Origin of the sequence: Pontibacter toksunensis (assembly GCF_042686245.1) — a bacterium.
Classification (GTDB): Bacteria; Bacteroidota; Bacteroidia; order Cytophagales; family Hymenobacteraceae; genus Pontibacter; species Pontibacter toksunensis.
In genome coordinates this window covers 48,424-69,774 of record NZ_JBHUOX010000008.1, presented here as the reverse complement: position 1 = coordinate 69,774, position 21,351 = coordinate 48,424, and the positions used below count along the sequence as shown (strand labels likewise).

15 protein-coding genes and 1 pseudogene are annotated in these 21,351 nt (G+C 49.4%); 8 read left to right on the top strand and 8 right to left on the bottom strand.

Annotation, left to right across the window (positions count from 1 at the left end):
- Positions 1-47: 47 nt before the first annotated feature.
- From ACFS7Z_RS12245 to ACFS7Z_RS12235, 3 genes are all read left to right on the top strand, one after another.
- Positions 48-1,253: an alpha/beta fold hydrolase gene (locus tag ACFS7Z_RS12245; RefSeq protein WP_377484890.1), complete on the top strand. Its 1,206-nt coding sequence runs from the start codon at positions 48-50 to the stop codon at positions 1,251-1,253.
- A 264-nt stretch (positions 1,254-1,517) separates the two neighbouring features.
- Entirely contained in the window at positions 1,518-2,273 is a 756-nt protein-coding gene (locus ACFS7Z_RS12240) for a hypothetical protein (RefSeq protein ID WP_377484888.1), read from the top strand.
- 22 nt (positions 2,274-2,295) lie between these two features.
- Positions 2,296-3,993 carry an IPT/TIG domain-containing protein gene (locus ACFS7Z_RS12235; RefSeq protein ID WP_377484886.1) on the top strand — a complete coding sequence of 566 codons (1,698 nt, stop codon included), beginning with the start codon at positions 2,296-2,298 and terminating at the stop codon, positions 3,991-3,993.
- Between the two features lie 158 nt (positions 3,994-4,151).
- On the opposite strand, the gene ACFS7Z_RS12230 is transcribed toward ACFS7Z_RS12235, so the two are convergent.
- On the bottom strand, positions 4,152-6,746 hold the full coding sequence (locus tag ACFS7Z_RS12230; protein WP_377484884.1) for a lamin tail domain-containing protein: 2,595 nt from the start codon (positions 6,744-6,746) through the stop codon (positions 4,152-4,154).
- A gap of 63 nt (positions 6,747-6,809) precedes the next feature.
- Positions 6,810-7,916 carry a polysaccharide deacetylase family protein gene (locus tag ACFS7Z_RS12225; RefSeq protein WP_377484882.1) on the bottom strand — a complete coding sequence of 369 codons (1,107 nt, stop codon included), beginning with the start codon at positions 7,914-7,916 and terminating at the stop codon, positions 6,810-6,812.
- Positions 7,917-8,464: 548 nt separating this feature from the next.
- On the opposite strand from ACFS7Z_RS12225, the gene ACFS7Z_RS12220 reads away from it, so the two are divergent.
- Both ACFS7Z_RS12220 and ACFS7Z_RS12215 read left to right on the top strand, forming a co-directional pair.
- Entirely contained in the window at positions 8,465-9,454 is a 990-nt protein-coding gene (locus ACFS7Z_RS12220) for an aspartate-semialdehyde dehydrogenase (protein ID WP_377484880.1), read from the top strand.
- Between the two features lie 318 nt (positions 9,455-9,772).
- Positions 9,773-10,156, top strand: a complete 384-nt coding sequence (locus tag ACFS7Z_RS12215) for a hypothetical protein (RefSeq protein ID WP_377484878.1) — start codon at positions 9,773-9,775, stop codon at positions 10,154-10,156.
- Between the two features lie 120 nt (positions 10,157-10,276).
- On the opposite strand, the gene chrA is transcribed toward ACFS7Z_RS12215, so the two are convergent.
- The 5 genes and pseudogenes from chrA to ACFS7Z_RS12190 all read right to left on the bottom strand — a co-directional run bounded on the left by chrA (position 10,277) and on the right by ACFS7Z_RS12190 (position 15,980).
- Positions 10,277-11,623, bottom strand: a complete 1,347-nt coding sequence (chrA, locus tag ACFS7Z_RS12210; RefSeq protein ID WP_377484876.1) for a chromate efflux transporter — start codon at positions 11,621-11,623, stop codon at positions 10,277-10,279.
- 230 nt (positions 11,624-11,853) lie between these two features.
- The gene (locus ACFS7Z_RS12205; protein WP_377484874.1) at positions 11,854-12,369 is read right to left on the bottom strand and encodes a hypothetical protein; all 516 of its coding nucleotides are present in this window, start codon (positions 12,367-12,369) and stop codon (positions 11,854-11,856) included.
- A 136-nt stretch (positions 12,370-12,505) separates the two neighbouring features.
- Positions 12,506-13,648, bottom strand: a pseudogene (locus ACFS7Z_RS12200) (FAD-dependent monooxygenase).
- 366 nt (positions 13,649-14,014) lie between these two features.
- Positions 14,015-15,076, bottom strand: a complete 1,062-nt coding sequence (locus ACFS7Z_RS12195) for a lysylphosphatidylglycerol synthase transmembrane domain-containing protein (protein ID WP_377484872.1) — start codon at positions 15,074-15,076, stop codon at positions 14,015-14,017.
- A 130-nt stretch (positions 15,077-15,206) separates the two neighbouring features.
- Positions 15,207-15,980 (bottom strand): segregation and condensation protein A, encoded by a 774-nt coding sequence (locus ACFS7Z_RS12190; RefSeq protein WP_377484871.1) that lies wholly within the window; start codon positions 15,978-15,980, stop codon positions 15,207-15,209.
- Between the two features lie 385 nt (positions 15,981-16,365).
- Between ACFS7Z_RS12190 and dxs the strand changes: the two genes are divergently transcribed.
- The 3 genes from dxs (at position 16,366) to ACFS7Z_RS12175 (ending at position 20,785) form a co-directional block, all read left to right on the top strand.
- The gene (dxs, locus tag ACFS7Z_RS12185) at positions 16,366-18,282 is read left to right on the top strand and encodes a 1-deoxy-D-xylulose-5-phosphate synthase (protein WP_377484869.1); all 1,917 of its coding nucleotides are present in this window, start codon (positions 16,366-16,368) and stop codon (positions 18,280-18,282) included.
- A 167-nt stretch (positions 18,283-18,449) separates the two neighbouring features.
- Entirely contained in the window at positions 18,450-19,226 is a 777-nt protein-coding gene (locus ACFS7Z_RS12180; protein ID WP_377484867.1) for an alpha/beta fold hydrolase, read from the top strand.
- Between the two features lie 377 nt (positions 19,227-19,603).
- On the top strand, positions 19,604-20,785 hold the full coding sequence (locus ACFS7Z_RS12175; RefSeq protein ID WP_377484865.1) for an MFS transporter: 1,182 nt from the start codon (positions 19,604-19,606) through the stop codon (positions 20,783-20,785).
- A gap of 85 nt (positions 20,786-20,870) precedes the next feature.
- On the opposite strand, the gene ACFS7Z_RS12170 is transcribed toward ACFS7Z_RS12175, so the two are convergent.
- On the bottom strand, positions 20,871-21,299 hold the full coding sequence (locus tag ACFS7Z_RS12170) for a hypothetical protein (protein ID WP_377484862.1): 429 nt from the start codon (positions 21,297-21,299) through the stop codon (positions 20,871-20,873).
- Positions 21,300-21,351: the final 52 nt, after the last annotated feature.

Here is a 21,351-nt window from a genome sequence, read left to right as displayed (position 1 = left end):
ACATTATCTGCTGCTCATATTATCCTATAAGCATAAAGCAACAACCCGTGATAAAGAAAATTCTTACCTATACTATACTCTTGAGCTCCCTTCTCTCTCATACAGGCTGCGACAAGGAAGCGCTGGCATCTCCTGAGGGAGCAGTCGCAGAACCTGACAAGGAGTACTACCTTTCGTCGGAGCTACTAACGAGCGTACCAAAAAGTATGCTACAGTCTGTTGCCTCCTCACAGGGCTATGCTACCTATAGCACCCATATCAAGTATGGCGTGTCGGTATACAAGGTCATCTATAGCACCTCTTACCAGGGTCAGGACATCAAGGCCTCTGGTTTAATCTGTATACCGCAGGGCATCACCACGCCTGCCCCTATCCTAAGTGCACAGCATGGCACCATTTTCACAGATAGCGAAGCACCTACTCATTTCACAGGCCTTTCCGGGTTTGAGCTTTTTGCCGCCGCCGGCTATGTCACGCTCATCCCAGACTATATCGGATTCGGTGAGTCGAAGGACGTTTTCCATCCTTACTATGATCAGAAGCACTCGGCGCTAGCTGTAGTGGATATGATTAAAGCCGCAAAAGCCTTTGCCGAAGAGCAGGACATACAGGTAAACGACAAGCTGTTTTTGGCGGGCTATTCAGAAGGTGGATATGTTACCCTGGCAGCGCAGAAAGAGATAGAAACAAACCCTGCGCACGGTCTGAAAGTAACAGCTTCTGCCGCCGGTGCCGGTGGTTACGATTTAACAGCCATGTTGGCGAATGTTATGTCAGGACAGCCTTACACCTACCCGTCTTACCTGGCATATGTGCTGCAGTCATACATCTACACCAACAACTGGAACCGCCCGCTGACGGAGTTCTTCCAGGAGCCTTACGCCAGCAAGATGCCATTGCTTTTTAATGGCCAGAACAGTGGTGGTGCCATTAACCGAGGCTTAACCACTGAGCCGAAAAAACTTTTTGCACCCGCTTTTTTTGAAGGACTTAAAGATGTGGGTAAAGAGAGGGCACTAAAGCAGGCACTACAGGCAAACAGCTTCCTGGACTGGGTACCGCAGAGTCCTACCCGTCTCTACCATGGCACGGCAGACAACATCGTGCCTTTCGAGAACTCAAAGATCACCTACGACCGCTTTAAAGCCGGGGGAGCCACAAAAACAGAACTTATTCCGATTAAAGATGGCACCCACGGCAGCGCCTTTGTACCGATGCTACAAGACATGGTGCCCTGGATACAGTCGTTTTAAACCTTCGCGGATTTTATAAAGCAAGCAGCCTCACTGGTAACAACCGGTGAGGCTGCTTGCTTTATAGCTGAGCTGGTATGCTTTATTTAAAATTATTCCCCTGAATGCAGTACTTCTGCTAGCATAGAGGGCGCACCTAATGCTGCTTTTTCTATGGCAGGTACAAATACACCACTGTAATAATTTATAATTTATATATAATGACTATCTAATGTTATAAATTAGTTTCTATATTCGCGGCTCCAAAAATTTAAAACCTCTATTATGAAAACATTCTTACTGGCGCTGTCGGCTTGTACACTCGCCGCCTTCTCCTCCTATGGCCAGGCTAACCCGGTTGACACTGCTGCTGCGCCAACATTAAAGCCTCAGGCAAACCAGTTCGCTACAGAGCTGAACGTAAATCCTTTTAATGGCACCTTAAGCCTGAACAACTCCATTAATCAGCTTAAGTTCAGGTACTTCGCGGCACAGAATCTGGCCGTGAGGCTTGGAATGAACGGAAGCAGGGTAAGTAACGTGTCAGAGAACTCGAATCCTTATGGTACTAACTCTTACCGCTTCAAGGACGAACGAAGCAGCACTACCATTGGCATGAACCTGGGCGTGGAAAAGCACTTTACAGGTACCAAAAGGCTGTCTCCGTACTTGGGAGCTGACTTTGCCATAGTAAAAAAGTCCACTGAACAGGAAATCAATGAGGGGCAGGTAACCACAACTATCACGGGCGGGTGGCGCGAGTTCACTCCTTATCAGAATGGCTACTCTTACACCTATCATGAGCGTGGCTATACCACCTACGGTATTAACTTGGTAACGGGGTTCGATTTTTACATGGCAAAGAATTTCTTCTTTGGCTATGAGATGAACTTTGGCTTCAGCCAGAAAAGCATGGAGGAGTTAGAAGTGAAGCAGACCGGCTCATCCAACTCTCCTTCTGAAAACGGAAACATTAAAAATTCATCTTTCTCATTCGGGCCCAGCCTGATGAATGGAGTCAGGATAGGCTATGTATTCTAGGTCACGCATCAGCGGCACATCTATGAAAAGGCATCGCCTGCAGTTTCCCCTCCTGCTCCTTATACTTTCCTTTTTCCTGCTTCAGAGTTGCGAAGAGGAAGAAGAAGTACACCCGGAAATCCATACGATGGAAATGACGGCCCTTTCGCCGTCTACTGCTATGCTAAAGGGCAACATCATTGCCAAAGGAAAATTCGCTGTTTTAGACTATGGCTTTGTCTATGGTTATACCCCTGACCTGAGCGAAACTAACGGCACGAAAGCTTCTTTAGGGAAAGATGCGCAAATAGGCGTATACACCAAAGAAGTCTCGGTGTCTGATATTCCGAGTGGGTACTACTATGACCGAACGCTTTATGCCCGGGCTTACCTCAGAAACGAGAAAGGAACCGTATTCGGGCAAGTAGCCTCTGTGATGCTCCCGTCGCCGAGCGTGCAAAACATTGTACCGAACAGCGGGAAAGCCGGAGACAGGGTTACCATCAACGGCACTTTCTTTGCCAGCAATGCAAGCGAAGTAGAAGTTACCTTTGGTGGCGTTACCGCTCGGGTAGTAGAAGTGGCTCCTTCTAAAATAGTAGTGGAGGTGCCTGCCGGCATTACAGCCAGCAACTACTACAGCTACAACCAGGTGCAGGTAGTGCTCCGGATGGCAAACCAAAGCCACAACGTCACCAACGATTTCCGGATAAGCCCGACAGTAAGCGATTTCTCCCCTAAGTCTGGCACGTTGGGTACAGTTATCACCATTTCAGGAGAGAACCTGCCCAGCTCCTATTATTATTACGGCAGTAGCATCAGTGTATTGCTGGGTCAGACAGCGGCATCTATTTCCAGCTATAGCTCAGCCGGCATCCAGGTGGTTGTGCCGAACAGCATGAGTACTGAAAGGGTTGCTATTTCGGTGATAATAGACGGGGTTACAACCGTTTTACCTGGTCAGTTTACTGTAACGCCGCATACTGTGACTTCTATCTCTCCGGCTTCAGGCTTACCTGGTAGCTCCTTCTCCATTTTCGGAAGCAGCTTTCCCTACAACTCTTATTACTACAACAGCGATGTTACAGTTAAGATAGGGGAGACACCGGCAGCGGTATCTTATTCATCTTCTCGCCAGTTGACGGTAAGTGTTCCGCAAAATTTGCAGGCAGGCAGCTACAGCGTAAAGGTCACAGCCGGGCCGCATACGGTTGAGGCGCCACAGCAATACCAGGTGCTGGCGCCCGCAGTCACTAGCTTTACTCCTACCTCTGGTGGTATCGGTAGAGAAGTGGAAATCAGCGGTACTTTCGTTTCCGGTGCCTATTACACTGTATACTTTGGAACTGTCCAGACAAGCGCCTACAGCAGCACAGCCAATGCTATTCGGGTTTATGTACCGGCAGGAGTTGACGCAGGTAGCGTAAAGATTAAGGTACAGCATGGTGATACGATGTTGGAAGCACCAGGTAATTTTACAGTTCTTGCACCGACAATTACCTCTTTCTCTCCGACCTCTGGTGTGGCGGGGTCAGAGGTGACCATAACAGGCGCTGGTTTTACGCCCAATGCCTACTACACAACCGTTCGGTTTGGCACTGTCACAACGCCCATACTGAGCGTTACTGAAAACACTATTCGTGTTGTGGTACCGTCAGGCGTTACAGGCGCTGTTAAAATAAATGTGATTCATAACGGGCAAACCCTTATCAGCAGCAGCAACTTTACTGTAACAAATTAGCAGCAGGTTAAATAGCTTTATGGCTTTGAAAGCGGCTACTCTTAAAATGGTAGCCGCTTTTTGTCTTAAGCTTTTCCTAATAAGAATTACACATCCAATGGTGGATTTATAAATCAGCTTAAACAACAATAAGAGATTAGGTAGCTAGCACTTCTCTTTTACAATTTCCCTCCCACCACTACCTTCTCCTTGTACTCTTGCTTCTGTCCGTTCAGGTCGAAGAGTTCGATGTAGAACAGGTAGTAACCAATGGCTGCTTTGGTACCGTCTGTTCTCAGACCATCCCATTGGAAAAAACCATCCGCAGCCAGCAACTCGTTGCGGGCCAGCTTCCGTATTTCACGACCTTGTGCGTCGAAAATGGTGATGTTGGCTACAAAGCCATTCTGGTTGGTGGTATAGTTGATGGTGGTGAAATCTTCGTAGCCGTCGCCGTTCGGAGAGAAAACTTTTGGCTCCACCCGAAACAGCTGTTGCACTGCCGCCGCCTCCTGCGACTGCGAGTTGCGGTAACCGGGCGTGGCATAACCTACAGTGCTGGCAGCGGAATGGAAGTTGCTTTCTACTGATGGCCCGTTCAGCCGAATCCGCTCCAGCGACACGCCGTTCAGGTCATCTATCAGCTCAAAATGCATGTTATCGGTATAGGAAAAGCGGTCAGCTATCTTCTCATCAGGTTGCAGCACTACTACGGTACCGGCTTCGTCAGGGTAGCTGGGCAGGTTGCTCATTCTAAGAAAGGTTTCCTGTCGGGCAGCAGGATAATTCATTTTTATATTATCGGGGTTGGAAGTGAGCACCACGTACTGCCCCGGTGCCAGCACATAGTTGGAAGCTGTAATGCTTCGGTTGTTCGCAACACTATCATTATTAATGTTGGCGAGCTGCCAGTGCTGCAGGTTCAGGTATTTTCCGCTACGGTTCACCAACTCCACAAAGTCTACTCCGCCTGACCGGGGGTTAAACATAACTTCGTTAATCACCACATCGCCGGGCTCCGGAGCAGAAGGCAGGGCAAAAGAATAACTCAAGGGCTGGGGACTGAGGTTGCCGGAGCAGTCGCTGATGCGGGTGGCGGTTATTGTATACTGCTGGCTCTCCTGCAGGGGGGCAGCTAAAACAAGGGTAACCTCTGTAAAAAGCGGCCCCTGCACCTCTACACTGGCAACAGGTATACTAGGGCTGAGACTGTAATTGGCTGCCATAGCTGCCTGTGCACTATCGAGCCGCTCACTGAAGCGCAGCAATAGCTGGTTAGGAGCAAAGGCTGTAACATCTGCCAAGGCAGGAGGTGCATTGTCAGGGTTGGAGGCAGCCACAGAATTTGCCTGTGCAGGCGTACCGCCAAGGGGATCGACAGCGGCGGTCCAGTTTTCGATACCACCGCAGGGGTTGGTCACATCAACCATTTCGAGGCTCCAGCCACCTTCCTTTTTGCTGATATTCTTGTACCAGGCATCAGAATAATCAACTGCATAAATGAGCCGGCCATTGGGCTGGAGCAGTTGCAGTAGTTCACCGCCGTTGTTCAGCCCCGGAAAGTTACTGATGCCAATCACCTTTCCATAAGCTGAGAAATTTGCTACCTGCGCATTCGGCACTACTACCGCATACTCTCCCGGAAGCAACTGCACATTAGGGAAAGTAGCCGTAGACGTAGCATCAGAATAACGGATACCTTGCAGACTAAGCACTTTGTCAGTGGGGTTATACAGTTCGATGTATTCCTGAGAAGGCAGCCCCACGGCAGGTGACTCATCAGCCATGATTTCTGTGATGAGCAGCTCGTTGTAACCAGGTAGTACGGCTGGCGGCACAAAGGAAAAACTAACTTCAGTGGAAGCTGACATCCTGTTACTGTACAGGTCTGAGAGGCTACTTATTTTCAGCAGGTTGTCACCACCGCTGAAGTTCTGGCTGAAAACCAGACGAACTGTACCAGCTTCAAACAACTCCGCTATAAGGGGTTTTATATTTCCGTTCAGGGTGTAATTCGCCTCCTCCTGTGCTGCCGCTGGCTGCAGTGGCTCGTTGAAATACAGCGTTAGCCCCTGCGCATTTACCGTTTTCAGTTCCTCCAGCATAGGTGGCTGGGTATCGGTAATGGTGAGGTCATCGAAGAAGAACTTCTGGCTGTTAGCAGACGAGTAGCGCAGCAGCAGGCCAAACCACTTGGAGCGCTTGTAGGTGGCATCGGTGGCAGTGCCCTGGCTCACGTAACTTTGCCCGGAGCCGGAGAGGTCTATCGCTAGTTCCCACTCATTGGACACGCTTCTCGTCACGCGCACCCGCACCACGTTGTCTGTACTGCTGCCGATGGTGTGGTCTTCGCCGTTAATGAGGATAGCAACTGCCTTGCCTGCGTCTTTGCGAAAAAGGCTTACCTCATCCGGCGTGCCGCCGATACGCACAAAGTAGCCACTGGTGCTGCTGCTCTGCAGGTCTTCAGAATCAGAAACCAGGAAAAAATCGGCATAGTTACCGGCCGATGTCGCCAGTTTCAGGTGTGCCCAGAACTCCCATGTAGTGCCTGCTACAGCCTGGGAGGGTGTAGCCAACTGCAGTACGGTGCCGGTTACAGGGGGGCCATTGCTTTGCAACTGCCCTTGCTGGTTTACCAGAAAGCTGCTTTCATCGCCGGTCCAGGTTGGGCTTTGGGTGAAATTGCCATCTGAGAAATTCTCTTGTAGCTGCGCCTGTGAAAAGAACGGAAATAGGATTAGTAGAAGCAGAAGGAGTAAACGGTGTTGCATAGGCTACCGCGCTGAAGTGGCTTTAGATGTTTGTATTGGACACTGACGTATGGGGAGACGAGCTTACTTTCCGGCAGCCAGCTTTTCCCGCCGCTCTTTTACCTCGCGCCAGGTAGTTAAAATGATACCTTCTTTCCGCAAAGTCTCCCGAAGTGCCGGATCCAGCATCGCCAGCAGATCTCCCTGCCGGGTAGCACCGGAATCTGATATTTTCTCAAAGACTTCGGTAGGGTGTGTGCAGTGCATGATGACCATCGTCAGCCCGGGCTTCATCTTCCGCAACGCTTCTGCATACTTTTCTGTCTTCATTTTCTGCAGGTTTTCCGGAGTAGCGGTTACACCGGCAGGCAGTTTCCAGCCATAAGAGGTGTTGTGCAAATCGTCCAGCACAGGTAAGCCGGCATTCCATATCATCTGCCCAACAGCCTTTGTCTGGGCCAGAACGGGAGGAGTAGGCAGCGCCTGCCCCTCTGTGTACTTGCCTTCCCTTATGAGTTGGGCCTTGGCCTCTTCTGTGTATTGTTCCGCCAGAAAGTAATTGTGCCCTCCCGGGAACATAACGGGTATTTTTTCTTCTACACCCAGCTTAATATAGCGCTCCATAAATTCCGGCGTGGCGAAAAGTGTGCCCATGTGCGAGTCGAGGTGCGTTGGTTCAAAACCCATTGCCCGGGCGCGCTCCAGTTGCGCCCTTATCTCCTTTTCTACTTCATCAGGAGAAGCGTTTTCTACCACCTGCCCCACTGCAGGCCATAAAGCACCTTCCGGATCGACCAGGCCTGGGGCGGCAGGCTTTCCAACCAGCGGTCCCCAACGGTAGTCTCGCCACTCCGACGTGAGAGTCAGGTGGAGGCCAGCGTCTACTGCAGGATGCTCCTTCAGGTAGTGCACGAAAGCAGGCACCCAAGGGCAGGGCATCATCACACTCACAGAATTGGCAATACCATCTTCCAGCGCCCGTATGGTGCCGAGGTTGGAGTCATAAGACATGCCCGCATCATCAATGTGCAGAATCACGACCCGGTCGCCTTTGTTCCAGCCCAGCTTTTCCGCATATGTCTGCGCTGCCGGTGCAACTGGCCGGCTTGTTGGCCTTTTGCCTTGCGCAAAGGTGTTGGCAAACGCAGGAAAGAAGATACAGAGCAGGAGCAGCGGTGAAAGGATCTTCATTGGTCTTACTTTATGAGATAAGAATTGCACTTTAACAGCTTCGTTAACTTTAAAATGCTGATTTTAGTTATAAAAATAACCTTATAGTTGTAGATTTTGCAGCTTGGGCACATTTTACTGCACTTCTTGTGCATTGCCACAGTGCCGGAGTGTTTTTTCAGCAGGAACAGCGTGCTGCGGAGCAGGACATTTCCTGCATCTCATCTGTTAAAGGCAGCCTGAGTTACTTTTTTGTCCTGTTTATCACAAAAAACGTCGGAAGTAGCAGATGCATAGTGAGTAAAGTTATTTCTGTTTGCATATTTTTGGATAAAACTTACTTACTTTGCGAATAATATAATTTATCAAGCAGCTTATTAGCAAGGCGGCAGAACCTGTAGGGCAGCAGCAACATTTTGCTGACCTTTGGCAGGAGCAGGTGGTTTATAAAGATATTTAAAACTGTTTTGCTGGGTGCGCATTGTTGCTGAACTTGTGCCTGTTATGATACAGGCACAGCAGATGCATGATGAATCAGACACTTATTATTTATTTATACCTTAAAAACAATGAAAGTAGCAGTTGTAGGCGCCACAGGATTGGTTGGCGGTGAAATTTTGAAAGTGCTGGAAGAAAGAAATTTTCCGGTAGATGAATTGTTGTTGGTTGCTTCAGAAAGGTCTGTTGGAAAACAGATGGAGTTTAAGGGTAAACAGATAAAGGTTATCGGGATGCAGGACGCGATTGCGGCTGCCCCGCAAATTGCTATTTTCTCTGCCGGTGGCGGCACCTCTACAGAATGGGCTCCTAAATTTGCAGCAGCGGGTATCACCGTTGTAGACAACTCCTCCGCCTGGCGCATGGACCCTACCAAGAAACTGGTAGTGCCTGAAATAAATGCAGACGAACTGACACAGGACGATAAAATTATCGCGAACCCAAACTGCTCTACCATCCAGATGGTAGTGGCACTGAACAAGCTGCACGAAGAACTGAAGGCGAAGCGTATTGTGGTGAGCACCTACCAGTCGGTTACTGGCACGGGCAAGGCGGCAGTAGACCAGCTGATGAACGAGCGTGCCGGCAAGGATGGCGAAAAAGCATACCCGTACCAGATTGACCTGAATGTGCTGCCGCACATCGATGTGTTTCAGGACAACGGTTATACCAAAGAGGAAATGAAAATGATCCTCGAGACGAAGAAGATCATGGGCGATGACTCTATTCGTGTAACGGCTACAGCGGTGCGCATCCCGGTAATGGGCGGCCACTCGGAGTCAGTGAACGTGGAGTTTGAGAAAGACTTCTCGCTGGATGACATCTACCGCATCTTGAACGAAACAGAAGGCGTGGTGGTGGTAGATGACGTAAAAAACCTGCAGTACCCGATGCCGAAAGACGCACATGGCAAAGACGAGGTGCTGGTAGGCCGTGTTCGTTTAGACGAAACGCAGCCGCGCACCGTGAACATGTGGATTGTGGCCGATAACCTGCGCAAAGGTGCTGCGACTAATGCGGTGCAGATTGCAGAGTACCTGATGAAGCGCGAGCTGGTGTAAATTTTATTTTTGCGACACACGTAGCCTGTGTCCCGTAGCACGAAAAAGATAGATGTTCACTGGATTTTCTCTTCCGGTGCGCAGCAAATGGGAACTTATTAGTTCCCATTTGCTATTTATGCAGTTTAAGAACCTGGTTCAGCTCTTTTTAGATGAAGTGACGCCGAATAGCACCGAATAATCGTTTTTGAGATTAACATCTTATAATCCAAAAAAATTTACATCTAAAAATAAGGTGGAAAATTAATTTATCTATAAATTAACCCTTTGGTTTAAAAAGAAGAACATTTCTGTTGCCTCAATTTCTTATCACCTTATATGATGAATACAATATCCCGCATTTTATTGTCTGCTGCTGTTATAGGTTTTGTTTCTTGTTCTGGGAAAGAGCAGGAGACCACTACCACGCCAGCTACTGCTACGGTGCCTCAGGCAACACAAACTTCAGCACAGGCAACAAATGCCGCAGCGCAAGGCGCAACAGCGGCTTTAAACCCGGCACATGGCCAGCCAAACCACCGCTGCGACATTCCGGTAGGAACACCGTTAAATGCTCCTGCGCAGCCTAATCTGAATGTGCAGCCTACCATTGCACCGCCTACGCCATCTATAAAAGGGGCAGTAGCAGCCGGCGTAAATCCTCCGCACGGCGAGCTAGGCCATGATTGCTCTATTGCTGTAGGAGCACCGCTGAATCAGTAAATTCGGCAGGTAGTATAGCTTAAATTATAAACGGTTACACGCATCGAGCTACTTTTATGTAGCCAAATGCGTATAACCGTTTATAATTATCACGCAATCATCTATATTACTCATGTTTTCTCATGGGCGGTAGTACCCAAGCAGGTACATGACTAAGCCAGCCAGTGCACTTACTATAATCCAGGGTATCATACCAACTTTAAACCTGTACATGGCAACCAGTGAAACGATAATCCAGCCAAGGCTGAAATAGCCTACGTCCAGCATACCACTACCTTCCCGTATCACCACAGCTTGCCCGAAATAGACCGTCAGGTTTAGAACAACTCCTACAACAGCGGCGGTAACAACGCTTAAAACCGCTTTTACACGCGCATTGCCTTTTGTCCTTTCTACTATGGGTGCCCCTACCAGAATAAACAGGAAGCAAGGCAGGAAAGTATAAAATGTAGTCGCGAACAAACCCATCGTACCCATAAGCAGCGAACCGCTGAAATGATTGTATCCTGCCATAAAGCCAACAAAAGCCAGCACCATAATTAGAGGCCCTGGTGTGGTTTCGCCTAAAGCCAGTCCGTCTATCATCTGGTAGCTACTGAGCCAGTTCAGTTTTTCTACTGCTACCTGTGCCACGTAAGGTAAAACAGCATAGGCGCCGCCAAAGGTGACTAAAGCCGCCTTCGTAAAAAAGAGCGACAGGTTCGACCAAAAGCTGTAGTCCTGAAGGGGCAGGTAGTATAAAGCGAACGGAGCAATCCAAAGCAGCAGCGCTATTGCGAACTGTGTGGTTACTTTCTTCCAGCTAAAGCCGGTATCGGGCAGCACTGTGGAAGCATTTATATAGTAGCCAGTTTCATTTTCTAGTTCCTTCTGTTCCGTGGTACGCTGTTGAAGCACGTCTGGAAAAAACCTCAAAAGGGCAACTGCTAATACTATGGCACCAAGTATGATGAAGGGGAACGGGACATTCAGAAAGTAAATCAGCACAAAGCTCAGCAGCGCCAGCACATAGTGCAGCCAGTTGACCAATGCTTTCTTACTGATTTTAAATAAAGCCAGCGCTACGATGGCCACTACAGCAGGCTTCAGGCCATAGAACAGCGCAGCCACCCAGGGAATACTGCCATACGTGACATAGACAATGCTTAGCCCAAGCAGGATGAACACTGAAGGCAGCACAAACAGAATTCCTGCTGTTAAGCCGCCTCTCACACCATGCAGCAGCCACCCGATGTAGGTTGCCAGCTGCTGCGCTTCGGGGCCCGGAAGTAGCATACAATAATTGAGCGCGTGCAGGAACCTGGAATCAGATATCCATTTCTTTTGCTCTACCACAAATTCATGCATAATCCCAATCTGGCCTGCCGGTCCGCCGAAGCTTATGAACCCCAGTTTCAGCCAGAAGAAGAAAGCTTCCCTGAAGCCCGGTTTAGAAATAGCCTGAACAGTGGTAGGCTCAGCTTGCATATATAAAAGATTAGCAGGTAAGGGACCGGGAACAGCAAAAAGACGAAGGCCTGGCGTAGCCTACACAACAGACGAGAAGCGTAAATAGCATACGCCTGCAACTCTCCGTTGTTGCTCCGCAAGCATCTAAATACTTTACGTCAGAAGCAGAAATCACCTATACACGTACGCATTGGACTCTACCCGAAAGCCGTCGGCCGCGACAGAAAGCATCTTTGCTACTCTGGAGATTACAGGGCTGCTGTAGCCTCTCCTTTGGGGCAACCGGTTTCTATCATTTCACTTAAGTTACCGGCACATTCTACTGGTATGAAAGGATAAATTGTCTCGCCATCATCGCAATATTTAAAGGTAGCAAATTGTGTGCGGGCACGGGGATACACCCACCTGTCTACATTACAGCCATACACCATTAAAGGGAATTCCATGTAGTTATAGTCTGTAAAAGAAACTACTTGGCCGTCCTTCACAAAAAGAAGCCTTCTGTTCAGCTGCGGAACAGTAGAACCCTCCCATTTAAAACCAACTGCATCGCTGATAGCACGCTTGTCTTCTCCTGCCTGGAAGAAGTATAATGTATCCCACTCAAAATCTGTAATGCTTTCCAGGTCTACTAAGTTGTAGCCATTCTCCCCCATTTTCTCTTCCTCAACGGCAGTTTGCAATTTATCCAGCAGGTCAGAGTTGCTGTCGGAGCAGCCTGAAAACGTAATGATTGCCAATAAAAGGAATAGCTTTCTTATCATAGTATAGTGCATCGTATGGTGGAGGTTTCCGGAACAAAACCTTGAACTCTCTATTATAAACTCGTGTACTAGCTTTTTATGAATAAGGATATGCCATCCGTAAAAGATGGTTTGTCTCGAAAGTAATCATTTCCACTTAAAAGTCTACCTTATACAGCCACTCCATCTGGCTTTGCGTGAAACTGTCGGGCATCATTCTGAAAAGGCTGTTGCGTACACTCCCCAGTAGCGGTTGTTGCCACTGCGCCACCTGCCCCAGCAATCTTGATAAGTAAATTACCTTCGCTGTTCGGGCCACTCTCCGTTTTTCGTAAAGCGCCAGCGCCTCTGCCACTATAGGTTGCTGCTCCAGGCACTGCCCCAGCACAACCGCATCTTCTATGGCTTGGCAGGCGCCCTGGCCCATGTTCGGCGTAGTAGCGTGTGCGGCATCGCCTAACAGCACCACCCGCCCGTACACAAATTTTCTTAAAGGCTTTAAATCTGCAATGTCGTTCCAGATAAGCTGTTCCGGCTTTGTGCCAGCTAACACAGCGGCCACAGGAGAATGTACGCCTGCAAAGTGCGCTGCTAAGTCCTCAGGGCTCATCTGCCGCATGCACTCGTCTCGCTCCGGAGCGTTGATGCAGGCATACCAGTAAATGCTATCGTCCTGCAGTGGTGCAATACCCACCCGCCCCTGTGGCGCCCATGTCTCCGCTGAGATCCATGAATTAACTTCTACCCCTGGGTTCTGAATAACAGCACGCCAACAGGTATAGCCGGCATAGCGCGGCTAGCTCTGTGGCAACAGTTGTCGGCGGACCACGGAGTTTATACCGTCGGCGGCAATAAGCAGGTCAGCCGTGGCCAGGGTGCCATCGGTAAAAGTAACCTGCACCTGCTCTGCCTGCAGGTTAATACTGGCGCAGCGTTTATTTAGGAACAGCGAGCCGGGCTGCAAGTGATTTTGCAGCACCTCGTGCAGGTCGGCTCTGTGTATTACAAAGTTGCTGATGCCGTACTTCCTGCTCAAAGGGCGTGTATCGAGGTTACTGATGATGCCTCCATTCTCATCAAGCATAACCAGCGCCGTCAGCTGCTTTCCCCGCGCCACAACGGCCTCAGAAACACCTAAGCGCTCCAGGCCCTGCATGGCATTGGCAGCCAGCCCTACTCCTGCACCCAAGGGCTTCAGTTCAGGCGCGGCCTCATACACTACTGCGTCTCTGCCTGTCTTCTGTAGTGCAATGGCAGCACATAACCCTCCTATTCCTCCCCCTATGATAATGACTTTCATTTCGCTTTTTAACTTACATACAAGATTCTATTTCGGAGGTTCTAACATTTACTCCTTGCAATGCTATGAAGTAGACAAGCCTGCCAGGTGCAAGTTGTGACACTCCACTGTTCGAGCGTTCAGCGAGTTTGGAAGGTCTTGATTCTTTTGCTTACTTTTCTCTAAGAGGGCCCCTACCCCCATCAAGGAGGAAAGTAAGGCCCAGCCGGCGAGGCGAAAAGCTGGCAGAAGCCAATGAAGTTAATTTATAAAGCTCCTTTTATAAAATTACAAAGCATTCAATTAGGCACTTCCATAAATAAAAGAGCAGCATAAGTATATCCCATGCTGCTCCTTCTGTTATTACCATTACTCAATGATACCAATTCAAACCCGCACCTCATTCTGTTTCGGGTAGTGCCCGAAAACCTTCGCAATCCATTTTGGCAGGAAGATAGACCCTAGTATGAGGTATGGGTAATAGGTAATCAAGCGGTAAAGTACCACTACAATGCTGCTGAAACCGCCCAGGAAAATACCGAAGAAACTCGGAAACGCCATTTCCACGATACCGGCTCCTCCGGGTGTAATCGCAATCAGCATGACAATCCAGAAAATAAGGTTGCGGGAAATGATGAGCATGTGCTCGCTGAACGTAACATCGGTAAAAGCGGCAATCAGGCAGTTGAGCAGGAAATAACGGGCACTCCACACAAAAATAGTAGAGATGATTGCCCTGGCCCAGTAGTTAAAGCTTTTTCCTTTCAGTTGCTCCGATGCCCACACAATCTCATTGCCATGCTGGAACGCATTCACGCGCCACTTGCGCAGGAAGCGGAAAGAAGTAGACTTTAACAGCAACCATTTAAACGCTCTTGGCTTTACAAACAGCGCATAAATCATTGCGAAGGTATACACCGCAATCAGGCTGTAGCTGATGTAAAAAGCTGACTGCAGCTTTGCCACATCAGACGGGTCGAGGTTGAATGTAGGAAAAACCTGCCCCTGCGTGAGTAGCAGGGCAATGGGGGCCGCCAAAATAAAGAACATATTATCCAGCACAGCCGTGAGCATAACGTAAGCCAGCGACTTGCCCAGCGGAATGCCTTCTTTGTTCAGGATAATGGTGGCAATGGTGGTACCACCCACTACGGAAGGCGTAATAGCGGAGGCAAACTCCCAGAGCATGATCACGTCGATGCTGTTGCGCCAGGTCAGGAATTTATCGGTGAGGCTTCGGATGCGGTACATGTAGCCTGCATCGCGCACCACCAGCACCAGCAGCGCCGCCAGCAGCCACCACACGTTGGCCTGGGCCAGCCCCTTCAGCTCACTTACTTTATCGTCTCGTACAAAAAGCCATACTGTAGCCGCCAAGCCCAGAAATACCGGTATCAGGATTTTGACGGGGTTAAAGCTTTTAAGTATTGTCTTCTCGTTCTGGTCCATGTGGGTGTTAATCGCTTAAGCCTGCTTACGTGGCGGCACGTTGTCCGCGGTAGCAGATGCGTAAAGCTTGTAACTAATCGTTTGCCATTCGGTTGGCCTGATCAGCAATTTTTGTTTTTGTTGTTACCTGCTATTCTTCTATTAACAGCTGCATCACCTGTGCTGCCTGCCCCTCGGCAACGGATATAATGAAATCGTTAAATCCTTCGCCCACTTCCACCCCTATCAGGTTTAGCTGGAGCATGTCCAGAATAGCCAGAAAGTTGAAGATCATCCCGATTTTGTCCGGAAACTCCATGATAAGCTGCGAGAAAGCCAGCTGATGGCGCTCCGTCACCATCCGCATGATAAGGTCACGCTGCTCCTCGATGGTATACGGATACGTGATAACGGTATGTTTGGGTCGGCTTTGCTCCTCATCGTAGCGCACCATCACCTTCTCGAACACCCGCATCAGTTTGTAGAGGCTCAGGTCCTGCAGCTCGTATTCAAAGTGGTTGGCAAGGGCAATCTGCTGCAGCTCTTCGTGTATGTTGCCCCGGTTCTCCTGGGCCAGGCGCTGCTCTTCCATGGCAGTCAGCTCGGGCACAGCGCTTTTGTACTTTTTATACTCCAGCAGGTGCTGTACCAGCTCCTCACGCGGATCTATCTCGTTGCCTTCTTCATCTTTCTCGACGCGCGGAAGCAGCATTTTAGCCTTAATGCGCATCAGGGTGGCAGCTGTCAGAATAAAGTCGCTGGCCACCTCTATGTTCAGCTGCTCTAGTTGCTGCAGGTACCCCATAAACTCATTCGTGATCTGGAAAATCGGAATGTCGTGGATGTCCAGTTCGTCGCGCTCAATAAAGAAAAGCAGAAGGTCAAACGGACCTTTGAACAATGGTAATTTAATCTCGAAACTCACCTGTTATATGCTATTATCTAGGCGCCTGGAGCAGCGCGGTTTACAAAATTAAGGATTTTCGGCAGATGGCTACCATAAAAGCCTCCCCCACAACTAAATCCGGGGCTGGCATAGTTCAGAACATCTGCCTCAAATCCAAAGTATATGAATTTAAAAGGTCGTTTCGCCTCCTGAGGAACAACCTGAGCAGCTTATCTAAACCTAAAATATATTTTCCACTATATATAATGAGCCATTTTTTCTGCACTTCCGTATGAAACAGGGCGGCTAAAGAGAATGCTTATTATCTAATTTTATTAACTTTACCCGTTGGCTGTGAGCGTAAATAGTTTTTCCTGATAAAACTTTCGCTACAATTTTTTGTTGGGTCTATAAAGACAAACCTATGATAATTAAACCCGGAGAGCTGCTGGCCTCCATCGACACACCTGCCGACCTGAGGAACCTGAAGGAAGCGCAACTGTTGCAGGTATGCCAGGAACTTAGGCAGTATATCATTGATGTCGTGTCGATACATGGCGGCCATTTTGGTGCCAGCCTCGGCGTAGTGGAGCTGACAACGGCCCTTCACTATGTATTTAACACTCCCTACGACCAACTGGTGTGGGATGTGGGGCACCAGGCTTACGGGCATAAAATCCTAACTGGCCGCCGCGATATTTTCCATACTAACCGCAAGTATGGCGGCATTTCCGGGTTTCCGAAAAGAAAAGAAAGCGATTACGATACGTTTGGCGTAGGCCACTCCAGCACTTCCATTTCGGCGGCGCTGGGTATGGCTGTTGCCTCTAAGTACAAAAAAGAGGACAAGCGCCAGCACATTGCCGTCATCGGGGACGGTGCTATGACGGGCGGTATGGCCTTTGAGGCGCTGAACCATGGCGGCGTAGCGAACGCTAACCTGCTGGTCGTGCTCAATGACAACTGCATGAGCATCGACCCGAATGTGGGTGCCCTCAAAGAATATTTAACAGATATCACTACCTCCCGCACTTATAATAAGATGCGTGACGAGGTATGGAAAATACTGGGCAAGATCAGCAAGTTTGGTCCGGATGCCCGTGCCATTGTTTCCAAGATTGAAGGTGGCGTGAAAGCGGCTATCCTAAAGCAGAGCAACTTGTTTGAAGGCCTCAACTTCCGGTACTTCGGCCCGATTGACGGTCACGATATAGACCACCTGGTGTCGGTGATGGAAGACCTGAAGCATATACCAGGTCCAAAGATCCTGCATTGCCTTACTACCAAAGGCAAAGGCTTTGCACTCGCCGAAAAAGACCAGACCAAGTGGCACGCGCCGGGCCTGTTCGATAAAATCACGGGTGAAATTTATAAGAAGCACCACGACACGCCACAGCCTCCGAAGTACCAGGATGTATTTGGCCATACCATTGTAGAACTGGCGGAGCAGAACCCAAAGATCATGGGTGTAACGCCTGCCATGCCTTCTGGTTGTTCGCTCAACATCATGATGAAGGCTATGCCGGATCGTGCGTTTGACGTAGGCATTGCCGAGCAACATGCCGTTACCTTCTCTGCTGGTTTAGCCACACAGGGTTTGATTCCGTTCTGCAACATCTACAGCACGTTTATGCAGCGCGGCTACGACCAGGTAGTGCACGATGTGTGCCTGCAGAACCTGCCGGTAGTATTCTGCCTCGACAGAGCCGGTTTCGCTGGTGCCGATGGCCCAACGCACCACGGCGCTTATGATATTGCCTACATGCGCTGCATCCCGAACATGGTGGTATCCGCCCCTATGAACGAGCAGGAACTGCGCAACCTCATGTATACTGCCACGCAAGATGGTGCCGGTCCATTCACAATCCGTTATCCACGCGGTGAAGGTGTGATGCCGAACTGGCGTACAAAGCTGGAGCTAATCGAAATCGGCAAAGGCCGCACCGTACAGGAAGGCGAAGTAGTAGCCATCCTTACCTTCGGCCACATTGGCAACTATGCCGTTGATGTGTGCAAGAAGCTGAAGTATGACGGCCTTACCCCCGGCCATTACGACATGCGCTTTGCAAAGCCGCTGGATGAAGAATTGCTGCACCATATCTTTAGTAAGTATGAGAAAGTAATTACCGTGGAAGATGGCTGCCTGCAGGGTGGCTTTGGAAGTGCCGTGCTGGAGTTTATGGTCGACAATGGTTATACCTCACAAGTAAAGCGCCTGGGTATTCCGGATCAGATTTTCGAGCACGGCTCACAATTAGAGTTGCACAAAGAAGCCGGTATGGACCCGGCAGCCATCGAGCGTACCGTTCGCGAATTGGTGGGAATGCCAGTGAAGGCTTAAACTGAAATTGAAGATGATAAACACAAACCTCACAGCGTAAAACCTGTGAGGTTTTTTGTTGTATAGCTGACAAGACAGAGTTACTTGGATGCAATCGGCTTTTACCTCTATTTTATGTCTTTGTGAATGTCTAACATCTTGTGTCTATCATCTAATGTCTAAAAACTATGGCAAACACTTACATTGATGCAGGCTCTGTAGATGCATTGGTTTTTCTGCATGGCTTCTGCGAGAGCAAGCAGGTTTGGGCGGAGTTTATGAAACCCCTGCAGCAACAGTTCAGAACCATCGCGTTGGATTTGCCAGGCCATGGCGAGAATACTGATGCCACGAGCAGCTACAGCATGGAAAGTATGGCAGAGCACGTGAAAGCTCAGTTAGATGGGTTAAGTGTAAAGAAGTGCCTCCTGATCGGCCACTCCATGGGAGGATATGTTAGTATGGCTTTTGCAGAAAGGTATGGCCATATGCTGAACGGCCTCTGCCTCTTCCACTCCTCTGCCCTACCCGACACGGAGGAGAAGAAGGAAAACCGCAGCAAGACCATAGACTATGTGGAGCGCCATGGGGTTGTAAACTTTATCAATCCTTTTGTGGAACCGCTATTTTACCAGGAAAACCGGCTGCGGTTGAAAGCAGAAATTGAGATGATGAAGGAAATTGGGCGCCAAACGCCTAAAGATACTGTTTTGGGTGCGCTGGCCGCCATGCGCGACCGGCCGGACAGAGCACAAGTGCTACAGGAGGCAAAATACCCGGTATTGTTTATCTTCGGGAAAGAGGATGGAGCCGTGCCACTGGAGAAAGCGCTGGAACAATGCCATTTACCCGACAACAGCATGGTCTACTTTATAGGAAAGACCGGGCACATGGGCATGTTTGAGCGCACCTACGAAACCCGCAAAACACTGCAGAAGTTTGCCGAAACAATCTTTGTGAGTTAGAAATTCCTAAGTAACGGCTTTCAACACATGTGTACTGTTCGCGCAAATCTAAAATGCTGCGGCTACTCTCATACACTCACAGATAATGCTATGCTTAGCTGATGCTGCTCAAAAGTCCCGGCGGGGCGACCTGTTGATAGAAATAAAAGCCTTTCCTTCACCAGTTCCAGAGGAGCGTCCTGTTTGGGATAATAATACAGGCCGCTCCTCTGGAGCTATAAGCGCTGTTGGGTCACCAAGCTATCAGCAGGTTGCCCCGCCGGGACTCTAAATTAGGTGAGTTCTAAATTGCCTAACGGCAATTGAAACCTTACCTTTCTGACTAAACCCAACCTTAACCTCTCTAACTTTCTAACTTTCTAACTCCCAAACTCCCCATGTCCCAGACCGCTGTTGTTGCGCCAGCACCTGCCCGTATCCTGCCAACCATCGTGTTTTCTCAGTTTGCCGGCACCTCGCTTTGGTTTGCCGGCAATGCGGTTTTGCCAGAGTTGCAGGCTTCCCTGCAACTGCAGGAGAGTGCACTGGGCCTGCTGACATCAGCTGTGCAATTTGGCTTTATACTGGGCACGTTCTGCTTTGCTTTTTTCTCACTCGCCGACCGATTGTCACCGAGGCTGCTCTTCCTGATTTGTGCGCTTTTGGGTGCCGCAGCCAATGCCTTGGTATTGTTTTCTGCTACAAGTGTGGGAGGCGTACTGCTGTTGCGAGCCGTAACAGGTTTTCTGCTGGCAGGCATATACCCTGTGGGTATGAAAATAGCTGCAAGCTGGTACAGCGGCAAACTGGGCAAAGCTATCGGTTACCTGGTGGGAGCGCTGGTGCTGGGCACAGCCTTCCCGCACCTGCTGCGCGGGCTCGGAGCTGCTCTTCCCTGGCAAACCACGTTAATGGCTGTCAGTGCACTGGCAGTTGTGGGAGGTGTACTGATGTACCTGCTGGTACCAGACGGTCCCTATCTCCGCAAGGGTACCCGGTTTGATGCAGGGAATATGCTGCGGGTCTTCAGGGCAAAGGACTTTCGTGCGGCTGCTTTCGGTTATTTCGGGCATATGTGGGAGTTGTATACCCTTTGGGCTTTTGTGCCGCTCTTGTTAGCCTATGGGCTTCCGGAGTTGCCACAAGAGCAACTCTCTGTTTATAGCTTTTGCGTGATAGCGGCCGGGGCTATCGGGTGTGTAGGAGGCGGATACCTTTCGCAGCGTTGGGGCAGTGGGCGCGTAGCATTTGTGCAGTTGCTGCTATCGGGTATCTGCTGCCTGCTATCGGTGTGGGTGCTGCAGGTGCCTTTGCTGTTGCTGCCGTTTCTCGTATTTTGGGGAGTGGTGGTGGCAGGCGACTCGCCCCAGTTTTCTGCGCTCACAGCCAAAGCGGCGCCTCCTCAACTCGTGGGTACTGCCCTTACTGTTGTTACCTCTGTTGGCTTTGCCATTACCATCGGGAGCATCCAGTTTATGGGGTTTTTGCTTACCATCATACCCCCTTACTTTGCGTTCGTGTTTCTTGCCGTGGGCCCTTTGGTGGGCCTGCTTTCCATGTTCCCCTTGCTTCGGAAATAAAAACGGCAGCCTGCTGTTACGCAGGCTGCCGTTCTAAAAATCGAAACTTCTCCTTTATATACTTTAGATAAAAGTAATAGTTACGCTATTTCTTTACTTTTAACTTCATTTCAGCACCACCATCCGGCACTTTCAGGTTCATTTCATCTTCTGTTAGCTTTGTCACCTCAAAATTCTGTGTCACATTCTCATCTTCAAACTGAAGTGTGAGGCGCTTAGCTGCCTGGTCAAAAGACCATGTGCCTGTTCTTAACATACCACTTTCACCAAGCGCAAAACGGCCATCTGCATAAAACTGCATTCCTCCCCGCTGACTTTTATCTACCTGCTCTACTTCCTGTCCAGCTGAATTCATTTCCTCATCGGCTACCCAGGTTTTGTTGTTGGGCCCGGAGATCATGTTCTCTGTACCGACTGTATCTTCTCCGCCACAGCTTACCAGCACCACAACAAATAGCATGGCCAGTAGCATGTTCCATGTGCTCTTAAAATTATCTTTATCTACTTTAATCATAACATTCATCTTTTTTAGATAGTACATAACAAGCCTGAGTGAATCCAAGTCT